Consider the following 16,779-nt stretch of genomic DNA (forward strand, 5'->3'; position numbering starts at 1 on the left):
CTGCTTCAGAAAACTTCAGTCTGGTTGCCCTGTATACCCGCAAGGGGTCTGGGCGTATTCACATGTAGACAGGTGGACTTGAGCTAAGCTGTTACCTGCTGAAAGCAGGCTATTCGTAATGTAAAGATTCTGCTGAAGACACGCGGTTGGCAACCAGAGCTGGATACAGTGCGGCAAGGGTGCAGGCCAGCAGAACCAGGCCGGCAATTGCCAGTGAAGCGGTGGGGGAGAGCACCAGCTCGTATCGAAACAGCGTGAAGCGATCCAGAAAGGCCACACTGACCGCACCTACCATGTGTCCCAGAACCAGGGCAAGCAAGGCGCTGACCGTGCCGAGAACCGCCCCCTCGATGAGCAATAAACGTACGATCTGTGCACGTGAGATCCCCAGAGTGCGGAGTACGGCGAATTCACGTTCACGGGCATGGACCTGAATCAGCATGGTATTGGTGACACCGATGATAGCAAGCAGGACGGTCATTGCCAGTACGAAGTCAAAAATCAGAAAATCACGGTCAATTTCATGAATCTGCCAAAAAGCCTGATTTGCGCCACGCCGATCCAGCACATACGGGTACAGGGCTTGCAGTTCCTCGTTAGAAATCCAGCTGCCATCGCGTTTGCGTACTACCAGATAGTCTCCCAGGGTGTGTTCCAGATTGTCTGCAAAAAGCGGGTTGCCATTAGTGAACAGAGCATAGGATTTAATATCTACATACTGTCCGTCATAGGCGTAATAACCTGCCTCATCCGTTACATCGATTACCTTGAAGCGGTGTTGTTCCGCGCGGGTGCTCACTACCAGTCGATCTCCCGTCATTACATCGAAACGCGCTGCCAGGGTGCGGGATAAAATCACTCCGCCAGGCAATAGCAGTGGTTTTCCCCGGGCATGGCGCAGGGAGTTTATGTCCATCGCTGCAACCAGCCGTACTGGCAACTCTCCTTCCGCTTTATGAGACAAACGTAAAGGCAGCAGCTCGTATTGGTGCATGGTGCGCGCAAAGTCTTGCGGGCGCGGCAGCACGGTATCGGGCATTCGTTTCAAGAAGACATTCGGATATAAAGCTTCTTCAGCCCACGCGTGGATCTCATGTTTAAGGGCGCGCGTAATATCATGCAATGCGGTGAGCATGGCAAATACAAGCGTCACGGCGGCTACGGTAAATATCAGCTTGTGACTGGTCAGGGCCATGCGTTTTCCTGCCAATTGCGCATCCAGAGGCAATACGATACGCAAACCGGCCCCGACCAGGTGAATTGCGCCGCGTAACAATGGCCGCACCCACCACAGTGTCAGCATTGCCACTCCCACCACCACTATGGCCTCAGTCAGGAAGAACTGAACCACCGAGAGCCAGGATTGCATGAATGGGCGGACGGCCAGCCAGCTTGCGCCCAGCAGGACAGGCAGTAACCACGCGAACCCTGCTGACTGACGATGATGTAATTCTGTTTCCGCTGCTAAAAAGCGAGGTTGCAAGATATCGACTACCGGCAGGCGACAGAACCAGCGTACCGGTCCAATCACTCCAAGCAAACCAATCAATATACCTAGATTCCCGATCGCAAACAGCTCCATCCAGGGAATTACGAGCTCAGATGAAGGTGTGCGACCGGTCGTGGAAATGCCGGCACCTAACAAACCCAATGCTGCCGGTAAAGCCAGCACCAATCCCAGAGTAGTGCCGATGACGCCAAGTATCAGCACTTCTGCTATGAGTGATCCGGCTACGTTGCGCCGTTCTTCTCCGAGACAGCGCAGCAGGCTCAGTTCGCGCGCACGAGCGGCTACTGAGAAGCGCATGGTGTAGAACACGATGATGGCACCCACTGCAAAGGCCAGTACAGCGGACAAACGTACCGCCAGGCGCATGGCCTGATAGTCTGCTTCGCCGCGTGGTGGTGGAGGGGATGCCACTGTCAACCCGTCACGCGCAGCACCCTGTTGAGTCGGCACGAGGCTTCGTGTCACTCTTGGAACCTCGTTGGCACGTTCAAACCAGATCTGTGCCGAATGTGCTTCACCTGTTACGGGATCTGCCGCAAGCGGGCCGAGATCCAGGGTCTGCATCCCAGGTAGAGGAACCTCACTGCTGTTTGCATCTACAATCAGAATAGTTGCGATGACCAGCATCGCGAGGGCAATGCCGAGCACGGTTGCGACGGTTACTGTGAGATGACGACGCAGGCTGCGCAAGGCCAGATAAGCAGCCAGACGCCCGTTCATCGCATCCCCATATCGTAGCGTTGGTTTGCACTCATATGCCTAAAGCCAGTAAACGCGCATAAATCGGAGCCGGGGCATCCGCTTGCCCCTTGTGCACCAGTTCAGACGCAATGATCCCCTCTTTCAGAAAACAGACGCGATCTGCCCAGGCTGCGTGCTCCGGGCTGTGCGTAACCATTAATACACCGCTGCCTTCACGACGGGCGGTATCACGCAGGATACGCATGATCGAGCGCCCCACCTGCGGGTTGACGTTGCCGGTCGGCTCGTCGGCGAGCAGCAGATCCGGTCCGTGTACCAGGGCGCGTGCGATCGATACTAATTGCATCTCACCCCCGGAGAGTTGAAACGGTAGGTGATCCCGACGCTCGCTCATTCCCACCAGGGTGAGCATTTCATTCACTCTTTTGCCATCCTTATGGCGTATATCGCGATCGATTAGTAGTGGCAGACCTACATTCTCCGCTACAGTCAGCGTTGGGATAAGATTGAAAAACTGGAATACCTGGCCGATTTTCTTTCTTCGTAAAAGGGTACGCGCATGCTCGTCGTTATAATCGATTACCTGACCAGCAATTGTCACAATACCACCTTGCGGAGCGTCGATACCGCATATGCAATTGAGCAAAGTAGTCTTGCCCGATCCGCTTGGACCCATGATCGCAACCATTTCTCCCTGCGCCACATGCAAGGACAGACCGCACAGGACTTCGATGAACTGCTGACCCAGGCGATAACCCTTGACCAAAGCATCGATGCCTAACAAGGTTGAATTCATGAACTGCGTTACTCCTCGTTGCAGGAAATGACCGTGCTGCCTTGCCGGAGGCAGCGCACATGACTTCTTTATTCGATGGGTAAATAAAAGCAGTGTTCCAGGTAAATGGATTTAAAGCCTGGTACATTTTATAGAGCTTGTGGAGTAATACCACACCGACAGTTGTTGACTATCGGTGTGGTGTCATAGCGCAGTACAGCAACTGCCTTTGTTTTATTGAATATTCATACAGTTTGCGTAATAGGTGGTGGTGGCGGGCCAGTCCGAGAACATACCGAGAATGCCAACCTGTCTAGCCAGCACATCCAGCACGGTGTAGACGTCACCATCATTGTTGATGGCATTTTTGATGGATTGATAATAAAAATCATTTTTTTCAGCTACCTTTGCCAGCGGCCCTGAGCGTTCCAGCGTCCAGGTAATGATATCCAGTCCAGCTTCCCGGGCAGCTGTCGCATAGGCAGATGGAATAATGCGTCCGTTTCTTTCAGTTGTCAGCAGCAGAGGGATCGGTGGTGCAATGATCTGTATACCTTCAGCTGCGAGTTGCTCCATGCCCGGTTTCCAGGTAGCGGGGTTGGTATGATCGAATCCCGGTAGTGTCTCGTAGCGATCATCCAGATAAACAGCCTGCTTTCCGAAATCAGGTTCATTCTGAATCCAGTAAAGAATATCGTTACGATTGAATGATTGCGGATAGACATTGGCAGGGTTTACGTCGGCTTCCCTGTATTCGTTTATCATTTTCTGAGCGTAATCCTGTTGGCTGAAATGTCCTTGAAAGGGCATGGTGACGCTGGCGCTCTTGAGTTCGGGTGTCATCTTGACGCCCAGTTGTTTGAACAGTTCGATGCTTTCTTTATGGGTCATTAGTGTTCCCTTGCCGGCATAGAGGTCAGTGCGCCAGCTGGGAGTTCCATCCAGATATTCCTCTATGGTGGTTGCGCGAGGATTGCTGGCGTCCATCTTGCCAGTCAGTGTTTTAAACTCCGTGAGCGTGATATCACTGGTGCAGCATCGAGCCGTAGCGGGCCTGATGACTTCTCCGGTAACCGGGTCAATCTCGGCGGGCGTAAATGATTCCGAACATTTTTCAGCAAGTTCCGGAATAGTGAGGATATTGGTCGTGGTGTGCAGGTCGCATTGTGAATGACGACATACCAGCTCCTCATCTTGCGTAAAAGTCACATCACACTCGATGATGCCGGCTCCCATGCGAGCAGCAGCAAGGTAGGATTCCCTGGTATGTTCAGGGAATTGCAGCGCCGCACCGCGGTGACCGATTGAAAAATCTGATTTCTTGGAAGGCTTTTTTTCACAAGCCAGCAACTTATTCTTGAGCGCGCCTTCGTCCATATCATTCACCAGAAAAAAAGGCCGCGGCCCCAGCTGTATTTTCATCTTTCCCTTTTTTATTGAGGATGTGGAAAAGTTTTCGTGCATATCAATCCCGCTACTCGTTTCTGCATATATTGCATTTACAAATGACAATAACAACAATATACAAGTGGACAGAGCCGTTACTATTTTTTGATGATTCATGACTATCCCTCTTCACGATTAGACGCGTTTATCTTTAAACCTTGGCTGTCAGAGAAGTTTCAGAGATGTAAGCAGAGCGGAGTAAGCGCAGATCATTTCTAAACTTCCTGGCAGGTGCTTACATTACGTGTTGTTGATGTCTCGATCATCTCAATTTTGTTAAGTTTTTTTGAAGGCGTTTGAACTGTTTGATCACTTCTCGCATTCAGTAACGGATGTGGTGCGGTAGGTGTGCAGCAGGCTGCTGAATGGTGTCATGAATCGATTATGTCACTGGGGAGCGTCAAGTGAAGTCTTAAGCAGATGCTCAGTACAAATGAATGGCCAGCCAGAGCGCGCCGTGGGATGCTCGTTTGACGGTGTGAGGAGTATTGGCCGGCAGGAACAGGTAGTCTCCGGCATTCAATTCAATGGTTTTTCCATCTGCTTCGAGTGTGGCTGTGCCTTTCAGCAATACGACCCACTCATCCTGTGCCTGCCGGTATTGCTGCGGCGATAGTTCGGCAGCACTGACGATACGCTCAATCACCAGATTTTTATGGGAGAGCAGTGTCTCAAAGGTTTCGCCTTGCTGTGGAACGGAAAAACCGGTAAACAGATTGCCTGTCTGCATGTTGCTATGCCTTATGAATATAATCGGGAATTGTATTGCACCTGCAAAATCCTCAAATTACATCGGGTGTTTTATACAAGATGCTGTTTGCCAGGATCGGGGGAGGGGCCAGCATCAGGAAGATAGATCTTCCGCCGGTTGCAGTGCCTGGTATTGCCGTTCATATTGTTCTGCTTTGGATAAATCTCCCGCCTTCTTTGCTGCCCGGGCTGCCAGTGAAATTCCGTTACGCCGATTGGGCGTGCGGTGCAGCGAGGCTTCCAGTTCTTTCAGCGCGGCCTCTGGCTGATTCAATAGCAACAATAATTCACCGAGTAACTCACGCGCCGGGATGATGGAACCAGGGGTGACATTATCCTTTTCGGTTGAATCCTCCAGATCAGCGGAAGCACGCATCAGTTGCAGCGCTGCTTCGGTCCGGTTTTCAGCTGCTGCGATCCAGGCGGCGACGGCCAGACGCTGAATTTCAATCTGACCGGCAGTGTAATCCTGGTGTGCGGCACGATCGAGATCGCGTAATGTCTCCAGCTGTTTCAGGCTGTTTTTTGCCTCGATCATGTTGTCGCTTCTGGCAGCACCCAGCCCTTTGGCAAAATGGGTAAGTGCTTTACACCAGCCGAATTGCTGCCAGGGAAAATTTGCAGGATGAATACTCAATTTTGCCGCTGCATGCCAGTCGCTGCGTTCGACCGCAAAACGTGCCGGAATGGCTGCAAAGGCGTAGGCAATGGTGGTGTTGTGTGGATGCGCCTGATCAGCAGCCAGTATGTCCTGCACAATGGCGCGTGCTTTTTCTGTTTCACCCAGTTGTAAATAAGCGTATAGCAGGTAATCCTTATAGTGAATATCATCCCCGTAATTGTCCGATGCGTGTTCCTGTGAAGCCTGATATGCAGCCAGATTGGATTGCACTACATCCGGCCACAGACCCAGGCGCACAAAAATATGCGAGGACATATGCAGGGCGTGCGGCACCGTGGGTGCAATATGTGTATAAGCACGGGCAGCATCCAATCCCAGCGCAGCCAATTCAGGATAATCACTGCTGTGAATAATGTAGTGTGCAACACCGGGGTGATGTGGTTCATCTCTCAGGACACGTTGCAACAACTTTAAGGCCTGTTTCTGTCGGGTGAGGGTTTTGTCGTCCAGTGAGGCGTTTGAAATGAGTGCCAGTGCATAAAACAACGTGGCTTCATTATCATCCGGAAATTGTTCAGCGATACGCTGCATGGCCTGCTCATACACCTGTTTGCGTGTACTGTAATCATGGCCATTACCATCTGTTGCCGGATAGATAATGGCAATCGCATCCAGATAGGATTTTTCCCGATCAGTTTTAATGGTGGACGGCTGTACTTGCGCAAGCGCGTGACGTGCCCGTTGCATTTCTTCGATTGTTGGGGTAGTCGCCCATAGCTGCTGGTAAAGACTCATGGCAATTCCCCAATGCCCCATGGCACAGTCTGGATCAATCGCAATAACTTGCTGGAAAGCTTTTTCTGCCTCGTCATACCAGAATGAATGCAACATCGCTAACGCTTTATCAAACTGATTTTGTGCAGCAGGCGTGCAGGAAACAGGAAAATGCACTTTCCCGAGTTTTGCCTGGTCGATATTGTTGACAGGATGATGATTACCATCCGCCATTGTGATTCCTGCCCAGAATACGGTGGTCGTGAAAATCAAGAGACGTACGAATGTTGTCATCAGAGATTCCTTAAACAGTTGTTAAAAAACATTTCACTTCTTCCAGATCGCGCGTGCGTTTCATCGGTGGCAGACTTTGCCAGATTCGTTTTCCATAGGCTTTGGTTATCAGGCGTGGATCACAGATCATGAGTACGCCCCGGTCATATTCATCCCGTATCAGCCGGCCGGCACCCTGTTTCAGATTGATCACCGCATAGGGAAGCTGGTATTCCATGAACGCATTGCGGCCTTCCTGCGTATATTTCTCGATCCGGGCAGAAAGTACCGGATCATCCGGTGAGGCAAACGGAAGGCGATCAATGATTACCAGTGAAAGCGCACGGCCGCGTACATCCACGCCTTCCCAGAAAGACTGGCTGCCCACCAGGACAGCATTGCCCAGTTTTCGGAATTGATTCAGGAGGGCGGAGCGGGTTTCCTGTCCCTGCAGCAACAAAGGAAATTCAAGCTGTTCCTGCGCGAAAGCATCCTGCAACCGTTCATGGATTTGCTGCATGTTACGCAGGCTGGTGCATAAAACGAACGCTCGCCCGCCACTGGCTTTGATGACTGGTAAAGCCGCCTGAATGATGCTCTCTGTATAGTACTGGGTATTCGGATCGGGTAATTGAGTTGGCACGTAAAGCAATGCCTGATTGGGAAAATCGAATGGACTGTCCCAGCTGGCAGTTTTGGCTTCGGCCAGCCCCATCATCCGGCTGTAATGGGAAAAATCCTTTTTGACCGACAGGGTCGCCGAGGTAAAAATCCACGCGCGCGCTGAGGCATTGAGCTGTTTGCTGAATGTTTCTGCAATAGATAGAGGGGTGGTGTTGAATTGCAGGCTTTGGCTGTAGGTTTCAATCCAGCTGATTACCTTGCTGGATTCAGCTTGCTCGTGCCATTGCCTGATTTTGTTCAGGATGGCTTGTGCACGCGACCAGCAGTTCTGTAATTCCTGGGAACGAACCGCTTGAGTTTCCAGCAGCTCCACCAATTGCACCAGTTTCTCCTGCAGTGCCTGGCGTGCTTCGCTGAATCCGGAGCGTTGTGCGGCTGTTGTGGAGGAGAGGCGTACATGCTTTTCGGTGACCGTCAACTGAACATCCAGCGCAGCTTTTCCCACAGCCGCCAGCGCATCAAAAAGAGGTGTAAATTCCTGTGCAACAAGCAGCGCTTCCGCATGGATATCACGTACCAGAGTCGTTATCTGACCGGTGCTGACCGATTCACCAAAAAACAGGCTGGCTACCTCAGGCAGTTGATGCGCTTCATCGAATATCACGGTATTACAGGCGGGCAACAGCTCGGACAATCCCTCGTCACGCAGCATGACATCTGCAAAAAACAGGTGATGATTGACGACAATCATATCGGCCGACAATGCGCGCTTACGCGCTTCCATAACGAAACATTGCCGATAATGCGGGCAGTCTGATCCCAGGCAGTTTTCCCGCGTGGAGGTCACATGTTGCCAGATGGCTGCCTGTTCCGGTACTTTATCCAGCCCGCTCTTATCGCCATGGCCGCTGTTACTGGCGTAACGCTCGATCAGATTGAGGTATTTCACTTCGGTGCGGTTGGTAAAGTGAATATGATCAGAATTCAGTGTGCGTTCGAGATGATAATGGCAGATATAATTAGCACGTCCTTTCAGTAAGGCAACGGTTACCGGTATTTTCAGGGCGGCACGTATGACCGGAATGTCGCGCTGAAAAAGCTGATCCTGTAATGTCTTGGTACCGGTTGATAAAATAACTTTTCCGCCCGACAGCAATGCCGGCACCAGGTAAGCAAAAGTTTTCCCTGTTCCTGTACCTGCCTCGGCGATCAGAGTCTCTCGGTTTTCTATGGCTTGTGCAATGGCTTGTGCCATTTCCAGCTGCTGGGTGCGTGGGCGATAGTCTGGTATATTGCGGGCGAGTAAGCCTTCAGATGAAAAAATAGTGCTCAGTTCGGGTATCAAATCGGACATTGAAACAGTCAAGTTATGCAAAGAGTTGATCAAGGTATGTAGAAATGTTCTTTTTCGATGTATTTACGACGTTAACAGGCTGCTAAAGTGTAACTGTGTTTTTACCTGAACGTATCCGGAATCACCTGCCACCAGATTTTTGTTGTGATCATCCATCCGAAACAATTGCCGGATAATAGTGCCCTTATTAAAAAGCATCCTGGGAGAATCCATTTGAATCCTGATTCCGAATGAGTCCTCTGTCTAAATTACATTTAACACTGCACGTCTGCCTGTTGCTGTTGCCGCTTCAATTGGCGAATGCGCAGCAGTTATCCGAATCAGAAGAATCCCAACCGATTCACATCGAGGCTGATCGGATCAATGGGCACTATCAACAGGAAATCGAGGCAACCGGCAGTGTGCGGATGCGTCGTGGAGATCAGACATTATCTGCTGATCGCGTCAAATATTACCCGGGTACCGAAGAGGTGGAAGTGGAAGGAAATGCACAACTTGAGCGTCCTGACGATACGCTGTGGGGAACCCTTTTGAAAATGAATCTGCGGACTGATACGGGCGAATTGAGTGATCCCCGCTATGTCCTCAAAGATGGAAGCGGACGAGGCAGTGGAAGCCTGTTGCTGCTGGAAGGGGAAGATCAGTACAGAATCAAAAAAGCGCGTTATACCACCTGCCCGGAAGATAACCACGATTGGTACATTCTGGCAGATGATCTGGAAATTGATAACGAAAAAAAAACAGGAACCGCGCGCCATGCTTCGATTCGATTCAAGGATGTCCCCATTTTTTATCTGCCATGGATGGATTTTTCCTTCAGTAAGGAACGAAAAACCGGATTTCTATCTCCAGTGATGGGTAACACCACCAGAAGCGGTGTCGAAGTCTCGATGCCTTTTTACTGGAATATTGCACCCAATTATGATGCCACGATCACACCACGCCTTATGAGCAGGCGCGGTCTGATGCTGAATAATGAGTTCCGCTACATGGGACAGGGACTGGGTGGTCTCCTGCAGTTTGATTTTCTACCCAATGATCTGGAAACGCATTCGACACGTTATGGTCTGCAGTTCAACCACACTCAATTTCTGGGGTCAGGCTGGTTCGGGATGTTGAACTATAATAAAGTCTCTGACCATAATTATCTCCGGGATCTGGGCAACAACATTCTGTTTACCTCCCGAACCAACTTGTTGCAACAAGCTACAGCAAGTTATTTCGGTGATTTGGGGCGTAATGGCACACTCATGTTCAATACGCTTTTACAACAGTTTCAGACGGTACAGGATCCGAGAGCGCGTATTATTTCACCTTACAAGATTCTGCCGCGATTTACACTAAACGCAACAAAAAGCAATGTCTACGGACTGGATTTTAACCTTGACAGCAGCTTTAGTCATTTTACTCACCCTACATTACCACACGGTTTACGCTTCACAGCATTTCCCAGTGTAACTTTGCCATTGGAAAATTCCTTTGGTTTTATCCGGCCTCGGGTAGGGTTGCACTATACAAAATACAATCTGAATACTCCGGCTGTTCCGGGGGCCCATGATAAACATCCAGACCGATCTGTGCCGATATTCAGTCTGGATAGTGGCGTGATACTGGAGCGCGATACGACATTAGAGGGTGAAAATTTCATTCAGACGTTAGAGCCACGAGTTTTTTATACTTATACACCATACAGGGAACAACAGCTGTTACCCAATTTTGATTCGGCAGAAATGGACTTCAGTTTTGCTCAGCTGTTCATGGAAAGACGGTTCAGTGGCGAAGATCGGATCAATGATACCAACGAAATTACACTGGCAGTGAGCTCACGTCTGATTCATTCGGCAACGGGTAACGAGCGTCTGCGTTTTTCTGCAGGGCAAAGAATCCGCTTCAGTGATCGTCGGGTCATATTAACTTCTCCACAGGTTACGAGGGCAGGATCCGATTTCATCGCGGAACTTTCCGGCAGCTTGACGCAACATCTTAAGACTGATGCAGGCATACAGCTCAACCAAAATAACCTGTTGATTGAAAAGATTCGTACCGGCGTCAGCTATAATCCGGCGCCCGGTCATGTTATCAATGCCGGTTATCGTTTTACCCGGGATGTCTTTGAGCAGGTTGATCTGTCTACTCAATGGTCTTTCCTGAAAAGATGGCAGGGTTTTGCCGCCATCAACTATTCCCTGCAAAATGACAAATTGATTGCCGGTCTGCTGGGTCTTGAGTATAACGCTTGCTGCTGGTCGCTACGCCTGGTGGCCAGCCGCTTTACGACCGCAACACAAAGATCTACAACCAATATTTTCGTGCAGCTGGAATTGAACGATTTAATGAGAATCGGTACCAATCCGATACATGTGCTGCAACAAGGCATTCCAGGCTATACAAGGATAGATTAGCAATGATTCGATTGAGTCGTTTTATACAGTCAGAACCCGGAAAATTCGCACTGATCGGGATTTTTTTTAGCGCCATGTGGGCAATCAGTGTTTCCGCGCAAGATTTTCATCCCGAAATCAAGCCCCTCGATCGTATTGTGGCTGTGGTCGATGAAGAAGTCATCACTCAACAGGAGCTCAATGAGCTGCTGCAAAAGACAGTCCAGCAATTACAGAAACAGAACACACAATTGCCCAACATGGACGTGCTGGAGAAACAGTTGCTGGAACGCCTGATTATCAAGCGGATACAATTGCAGCGTGCCAAGGAAGTTGGCCTCACTGTCAGCGACAATGATCTCGATCAGACTTTACGCCGGATTGTTCAGGACAATCAGCTTACCATGAATGAATTCCGGCAGATCCTGCTGCAGGAAGGAACCAGTTTAAACGTGTTTCGGGAGGAGATTCGTGATGAGATCCTGATGACCCGGCTGAAAGAACAGGAAATAAACAGTCGCGTCAACGTAACTGAAAGTGAAGTTGACAATTTCCTGGAAAATCAGGCCAATTCACCAGCAGCTAATGAAGAATACCGTATCGCACATATTCTGGTACATATCTCGGAACAGATGGACGAGGCACAGATTGAGGCACGCCACCAGCAGGCGGAAGCTGCCTATGAAGAGCTGCAACAGGGCGTTAGTTTTGCGCAGGTATCCGCGGAATATTCCGATGCAGCGGATGCTCTGCAGGGAGGCGAACTTGGCTGGCGTCCACTGGGTCAGCTGGGTTCACCTTTTTCTGAATTACTGCTGCAGATGCAGCCAGGAGAGATTACTCCCGTGATACGCAGTCCGATTGGATTTCATATTCTCAAGCTGTTTGAACGCAGGCAACAGGAAAACTCGGTCACAATTATCGAGCAGACGCACGCGCAGCATATTCTGATCAAGGTAAGTGAAATTATTTCCGAGGAAGATGCGCGCCAGTTGATTGATCAGGTCATGGAACGCATCCATAATGGTGCAGATTTTATGGAAATGGCGAAAGCACATTCGGAAGACAGCAGTGCGTCTTCCGGAGGAGATCTTGGCTGGATTTCTCCAGGAGATACCGTGCCAGAGTTTGAACAGGCGATGAATACCCTATTGCCAGGGCAGGTCAGCCAGCCTGTGCGTACTCCCTTTGGCTGGCATCTGATCAAGGTCATTGAACGACGCTCACAGGATGTCAGCGAGCAAAAACAGCGTGAAACAGCACGCAAAACCATCCATGCACGCAAGGCGGATGCTGTTGCGCAGGAATGGTTGCAACAAATTCGGGATCAAGCCTATGTGGAATATAAAGTTGAAGGTAGCTGAACAAATGTATGACATCCTTTTTATGAACGAGTCTAATGTGTTGGCTGGATTTTCAATATGACGATCTTTGCTGTTCCCAGGCTGATGATAACGGCTGGCGAACCTGCCGGTATCGGTCCGGATCTGTGCGTACAGATTGCACAACAGGATTTACCTTGTCAACTGACCGTTATCGCTGATTGCAATGTGCTGGAACAACGTGCTGAAAAACTGGGATTGCCCTTGCAGTTGCACAAAGATGATCCTGACAACGTTCAGCACCACCGGCCCGGCCAATTATATGTACAGCATCTATCTGTCAAAAATCCGGTTGTGGCAGGGCAGCTGGATGTCGATAATGCTGCCTACGTACTGACAACACTGCGGCTGGCAGCTGAAGCCTGCAGCACTCGCAAAGCTGATGCCATGGTCACGGCACCGGTACACAAGGGCATTATCAGTGAATCGGGTATTCCATTTTCCGGGCATACCGAATACCTGTCAGAGCTGACAAACAGCCATGCCGTCATGATGCTGGCCGGTGGCGGGATGCGCGTGACCCTTGCCACAACGCATCTACCGCTTAAAGATGTGCCTGCTGCCATTACACCGGAGCGCCTGGAGCAGAAGCTGCGCATCATTCATCATGATCTGGTCACGCGATTTCTGATCAATGATCCGTGTATTGCCGTGGCAGGGCTGAACCCCCACGCAGGCGAATCCGGTCACCTAGGCCGGGAAGAAATTGATGTGATCATTCCGGTGTTGGAAAAACTGCGCAATGCAGGAATGAATCTGCTCGGCCCGCTGCCGGCGGATACTTTGTTTAATCCCCCCAGACTCAAGGAATATGACTGCATCTTTGCTATGTACCATGATCAGGGATTACCGGTACTCAAGCACGCTAGTTTTGGCCATGGCGTGAATATCAGCCTGGGGATGCCCATTATCCGTACATCGGTTGATCACGGTACGGCACTTGAACTGGCTGGAACCGGGCAGGCTGATCCCGGCAGCATGAATACCGCCATTGAAACGGCATTGATGCTTGTCGGAAATACCATAAAATCTGCCACGAACAGATCGAAAGTCTGAAAATCATCATGCGGCATGTTCCCCGCAAACGTTTCGGCCAGCATTTTCTGGTCGATACCTCTGTCATCTCGGCGATCATTCATATCATTCATCCAATGCCTGCTGATCGGATGATTGAAATCGGACCCGGGTTGGGCGCGCTAACCCAGCCCTTGCTGGCTCATCTGGATAAATTAGAGGTTGTTGAAATTGATCGGGATATCGTTGATTATCTGTCTCGCAATTATGCGGGAAAACTTGCGACAAAACTAATCATTCACAATGTGGATGCCCTGAAGTTTGATTTTTCAGTACTGGGGGAAGGGCTGCGAATCATTGGAAATCTGCCCTACAATATTTCCACACCGCTGCTGTTTCATCTCTCCCACTTCAGCAAACTGATTGCCGATATGCATTTCATGTTACAGCTCGAAGTAGTGGAACGCATGGTGGCGCAACCTTCCACACCGGATTACGGGCGTTTGTCAATAATGCTGCAGAATCGGTTTGAAATGGAACAGATGTTGGTTGTGCCTGCGGAAGCGTTTAATCCCCCTCCACGAGTTCAGTCTGCCATTGTATGCATGCGTCCAAGAGCGGATCCGGTTATTCCATTTGTGCAGGAAAAGTTGTTTGGCGAACTGGTTCTGGCTGCGTTTTCCCAGCGACGCAAAACATTACGCAATACGCTGCGGCATTATCTGACCATGGCTGATTTCAACCGACTGGGGATTGATCCCGGACTACGCGCTGAAAATTTGTCGCTTGAACAATATGCAGCAATAACCCGACAGATTCACGAGGATAAACTCACATCACCTGAATCCGGCAGTTGACCGCTTTCAATCGTTTCAAAGCCCGCGTGAGCACTGATTCAGTGCGCAGACGCTGTATGATTGAAAAAAGTAAAACAGCGTGTACAAAAGGTTACCGGTTTCTTTGACCGCCATGACTATGCTGGATTATTGCTCAACCCCACTGGATCGGGGCAGGTTCATGAGAACATTGCAGTTTGAGCATCTTCGTGTTCATGTGCGAGCAGCCATTCCTTGCGGTGAATACCGCCTCCGTACCCGGTCAGTTTGCCATTGGCGCCAATGACACGATGACAGGGAATAATAATAGAAATGGGATTGCGGCCGTTTGCCATCCCTACCGCACGCACAGCCTTGGGTGAATGAATGCGCTCGGCAATATCCTTGTAGCTGACTGTCTCACCGTAAGGAATAGCAGCCAATGACTGCCAGACAGCTTCCTGAAAAGGAGTACCAGTTGCTTTTAATGGCAGATCAAATTCGTGCAGTTCGCCGGCGAAATAAGCATTCAGCTGAGTGATGGTTTCCTTGAAGGGAATAGCGTTTGCATTCCGGCACCAGCCATCTTTCATGCCAGGCAGCAATTTTTGTGTTTCCTTTTCCATATACAATCCGGTCAGAAATTCACCATCGCTTGTGAGTAACAACGGATCAAGGGGGCTTTCTAATAGGGTGTAGTAGTTCATCATTTGCTCCTTGCAGGATCCCTTTTTCAAAATTTGATGATCATTATTCTCTCATCCTCCGGCACATTGATGCCATAGATGAATCGCACCATATGCGCGCCAGGGCTGCCAATTCTCAGTGCGGCGCAACAGTTCAATCGGTTTCTTCATCTGCAGCCCGCGCAACAATCCGAGATCTGAAGCCGGAAATGCGTTGGAATCCCCCAGTGCTCGTATGGCAATGTATTGTGCGGTCCAGGGGCCAATTCCCGGCAGTGCCAGCAGTCGCTCGATGATTTTATCCCGGTCGATTGATTCAGGTTTCAGTGAGCCATCCACCACGGCTTGTGCGAATCGCTGAACGGTCAGCGCGCGCCGCCCGGTCAGGCCAAGATCGATAAGGATTTGCAGATGAGTATCCGCGATGCTGTCGGCGGACGGACTGGTGCGATCCAGCCCGGGGAAAGGAGTATCCACCGGTTTGCCAAAGGCTGCGACAAAACGACCGAACAACGTGGTAGCTGCCTTAACGGTTATCTGTTGCCCCAATATTGCACGTAACCCCAGTTCAAAAATATCCAGTGTGCCAGGAATACGCAAACCAGGACAACCGGTGATGAGCCGCTGCAATGTATCATCAGCCGCAAGATGTGTTTCAATGATCATTGGGCTGGCATCCAGATCAAATAGACGACGCAGGCGTATTTGCAATCGGGCCAGACAAGGTAGAAGTGAGAGCGAAACTTGTACGTGTATCTCGTTTTTTGTCTTGTTCTGTTTTGCAGCAATCCAGCCTTGGCATCCGTCAAGATTGACTGTTTGCAGATAGCAATCATCCTGTAACTGGCTGATGTGATGATTACTGCGGCTACAAAGAAAGCTGGCCAGTGCATGCCACGCTAATGGCGGCCGGTAGGCTAGACGCAACAAAATAGTGGTAGCGCCTCCATTAACCAGATGTTTTTTACGCAGGGATAATGGATCCAGCCGGTATCTGGATGTCAAGGCATCAGCAAGATGAAGCGCGCTTGAAAAATCGCAGGCATGCGCGATATCATTTGTTTCCAGGTTGGTATCCGTCAGCAGCTGTTTGGCCAGCAACAAGCGTTGAGTCGCTCCCAGATCATCGAGGCCGACTTCATACTCACGCTCAACTATCTGATGAAGCTGATGTGATTGCAGTCCGAGTTCATCCGCCAACGCTTCAACATCGCGATGTATCAACAATCCCATCCGGATTCGCTCAGCTGCCAAACGCGCACCCCCGACCATATTGGCTCCGGAATTACCAGGGGCAAGCTCTGGTCGGCAACGCAGGCAAGGACGATAACCATCCTGTTCCGCACGTGCCGCGGTAGTGTAAAACGCACAACGAGCCATATGCGGCAAACGTACCCGGCAAACAGGACGACAGTAAATTCGTGTAGTGGATACGCCTACAAAAAACAAACCATCATAATCAGCATCGTGCGCCTGAAGTGCTGCATAACAACGTACAGGATCCAGAGAATGGATACTCACGAAAATACCCCTTAATTTAACATAATATACATTATACGAAATCAAACACCCATGTCACCGACATGAAAATGCACCAGGGAATCAACTATGTCAAATCGAAAAAACAGGTATTCTGGCATCAAATAAATCCTTGTCGGTGACCTTCGATTT

12 protein-coding genes are annotated in these 16,779 nt (G+C 50.1%); 4 read left to right on the top strand and 8 right to left on the bottom strand.

Features of this window, described 5'->3' with window-relative positions; all coding sequences use genetic code 11:
• Nucleotides 1-109: 109 nt before the first annotated feature.
• From ABO04_RS05925 to ABO04_RS05950, 6 genes are all read right to left on the bottom strand, one after another.
• Nucleotides 110-2,230 carry an FtsX-like permease family protein gene (locus tag ABO04_RS05925; protein ID WP_160809755.1) on the bottom strand — a complete coding sequence of 707 codons (2,121 nt, stop codon included), beginning with the start codon at nt 2,228-2,230 and terminating at the stop codon, nt 110-112.
• Nucleotides 2,231-2,261: 31 nt separating this feature from the next.
• The gene (locus tag ABO04_RS05930) at nt 2,262-3,008 is read right to left on the bottom strand and encodes an ABC transporter ATP-binding protein (RefSeq protein ID WP_160809756.1); all 747 of its coding nucleotides are present in this window, start codon (nt 3,006-3,008) and stop codon (nt 2,262-2,264) included.
• 213 nt (nt 3,009-3,221) lie between these two features.
• Nucleotides 3,222-4,409: a glycerophosphodiester phosphodiesterase family protein gene (locus ABO04_RS05935; protein ID WP_240141441.1), complete on the bottom strand. Its 1,188-nt coding sequence runs from the start codon at nt 4,407-4,409 to the stop codon at nt 3,222-3,224.
• Nucleotides 4,410-4,857: 448 nt separating this feature from the next.
• The gene (locus tag ABO04_RS05940; RefSeq protein ID WP_160809758.1) at nt 4,858-5,163 is read right to left on the bottom strand and encodes a cupin domain-containing protein; all 306 of its coding nucleotides are present in this window, start codon (nt 5,161-5,163) and stop codon (nt 4,858-4,860) included.
• A gap of 114 nt (nt 5,164-5,277) precedes the next feature.
• Complete coding sequence (locus ABO04_RS05945; RefSeq protein ID WP_160809759.1) at nt 5,278-6,873, bottom strand: hypothetical protein; 1,596 nt, start codon at nt 6,871-6,873, stop codon at nt 5,278-5,280.
• Between the two features lie 10 nt (nt 6,874-6,883).
• Nucleotides 6,884-8,830 carry an ATP-dependent DNA helicase gene (locus ABO04_RS05950; RefSeq protein WP_160809760.1) on the bottom strand — a complete coding sequence of 649 codons (1,947 nt, stop codon included), beginning with the start codon at nt 8,828-8,830 and terminating at the stop codon, nt 6,884-6,886.
• Nucleotides 8,831-9,060: 230 nt separating this feature from the next.
• Here ABO04_RS05950 and ABO04_RS05955 point away from each other — a divergent pair, with 230 nt between their 5' ends.
• Genes ABO04_RS05955 through rsmA form a run of 4 tightly spaced genes read left to right on the top strand, consistent with a single transcriptional unit; the run spans nt 9,061 to nt 14,464 of the window.
• A complete protein-coding gene (locus ABO04_RS05955) occupies nt 9,061-11,232 on the top strand; it encodes an LPS-assembly protein LptD (RefSeq protein WP_160809761.1) in 2,172 nt (723 codons plus the stop codon).
• A 2-nt stretch (nt 11,233-11,234) separates the two neighbouring features.
• Complete coding sequence (locus ABO04_RS05960; RefSeq protein ID WP_160809762.1) at nt 11,235-12,575, top strand: peptidylprolyl isomerase; 1,341 nt, start codon at nt 11,235-11,237, stop codon at nt 12,573-12,575.
• A 57-nt stretch (nt 12,576-12,632) separates the two neighbouring features.
• Nucleotides 12,633-13,649, top strand: a complete 1,017-nt coding sequence (pdxA, locus tag ABO04_RS05965; RefSeq protein WP_160809763.1) for a 4-hydroxythreonine-4-phosphate dehydrogenase PdxA — start codon at nt 12,633-12,635, stop codon at nt 13,647-13,649.
• An 8-nt stretch (nt 13,650-13,657) separates the two neighbouring features.
• On the top strand, nt 13,658-14,464 hold the full coding sequence (gene rsmA / locus ABO04_RS05970; RefSeq protein WP_160809764.1) for a 16S rRNA (adenine(1518)-N(6)/adenine(1519)-N(6))-dimethyltransferase RsmA: 807 nt from the start codon (nt 13,658-13,660) through the stop codon (nt 14,462-14,464).
• Nucleotides 14,465-14,622: 158 nt separating this feature from the next.
• On the opposite strand, the gene ABO04_RS05975 is transcribed toward rsmA, so the two are convergent.
• The gene (locus ABO04_RS05975; RefSeq protein WP_160809848.1) at nt 14,623-15,129 is read right to left on the bottom strand and encodes a methylated-DNA--[protein]-cysteine S-methyltransferase; all 507 of its coding nucleotides are present in this window, start codon (nt 15,127-15,129) and stop codon (nt 14,623-14,625) included.
• Between the two features lie 51 nt (nt 15,130-15,180).
• Entirely contained in the window at nt 15,181-16,629 is a 1,449-nt protein-coding gene (locus ABO04_RS05980) for an AlkA N-terminal domain-containing protein (RefSeq protein ID WP_160809765.1), read from the bottom strand.
• Nucleotides 16,630-16,779 lie beyond the last annotated feature (150 nt).

It is taken from the genome of Nitrosomonas sp. HPC101, from assembly GCF_009833125.1.
Taxonomy (GTDB): Bacteria; Pseudomonadota; Gammaproteobacteria; order Burkholderiales; family Nitrosomonadaceae; genus Nitrosomonas.

What these genes read in the sequence shown, in the direction of transcription:
- ABO04_RS05925 (WP_160809755.1), bottom strand. Translation starts at nt 2,230, where the DNA reads ATGAACGGGCGTCTGGCTGCTTATCTGGCCTTGCGCAGCCTGCGTCGT.
- ABO04_RS05930 (WP_160809756.1), bottom strand. Translation starts at nt 3,008, where the DNA reads ATGAATTCAACCTTGTTAGGCATCGATGCTTTGGTCAAGGGTTATCGC.
- ABO04_RS05935 (WP_240141441.1), bottom strand. Translation starts at nt 4,409, where the DNA reads ATGAAAATACAGCTGGGGCCGCGGCCTTTTTTTCTGGTGAATGATATG.
- ABO04_RS05940 (WP_160809758.1), bottom strand. Translation starts at nt 5,163, where the DNA reads ATGCAGACAGGCAATCTGTTTACCGGTTTTTCCGTTCCACAGCAAGGC.
- ABO04_RS05945 (WP_160809759.1), bottom strand. Translation starts at nt 6,873, where the DNA reads ATGACAACATTCGTACGTCTCTTGATTTTCACGACCACCGTATTCTGG.
- ABO04_RS05950 (WP_160809760.1), bottom strand. Translation starts at nt 8,830, where the DNA reads ATGTCCGATTTGATACCCGAACTGAGCACTATTTTTTCATCTGAAGGC.
- ABO04_RS05955 (WP_160809761.1), top strand. Translation starts at nt 9,061, where the DNA reads ATGAGTCCTCTGTCTAAATTACATTTAACACTGCACGTCTGCCTGTTG.
- ABO04_RS05960 (WP_160809762.1), top strand. Translation starts at nt 11,235, where the DNA reads ATGATTCGATTGAGTCGTTTTATACAGTCAGAACCCGGAAAATTCGCA.
- pdxA (WP_160809763.1), top strand. Translation starts at nt 12,633, where the DNA reads ATGACGATCTTTGCTGTTCCCAGGCTGATGATAACGGCTGGCGAACCT.
- rsmA (WP_160809764.1), top strand. Translation starts at nt 13,658, where the DNA reads ATGCGGCATGTTCCCCGCAAACGTTTCGGCCAGCATTTTCTGGTCGAT.
- ABO04_RS05975 (WP_160809848.1), bottom strand. Translation starts at nt 15,129, where the DNA reads ATGAACTACTACACCCTATTAGAAAGCCCCCTTGATCCGTTGTTACTC.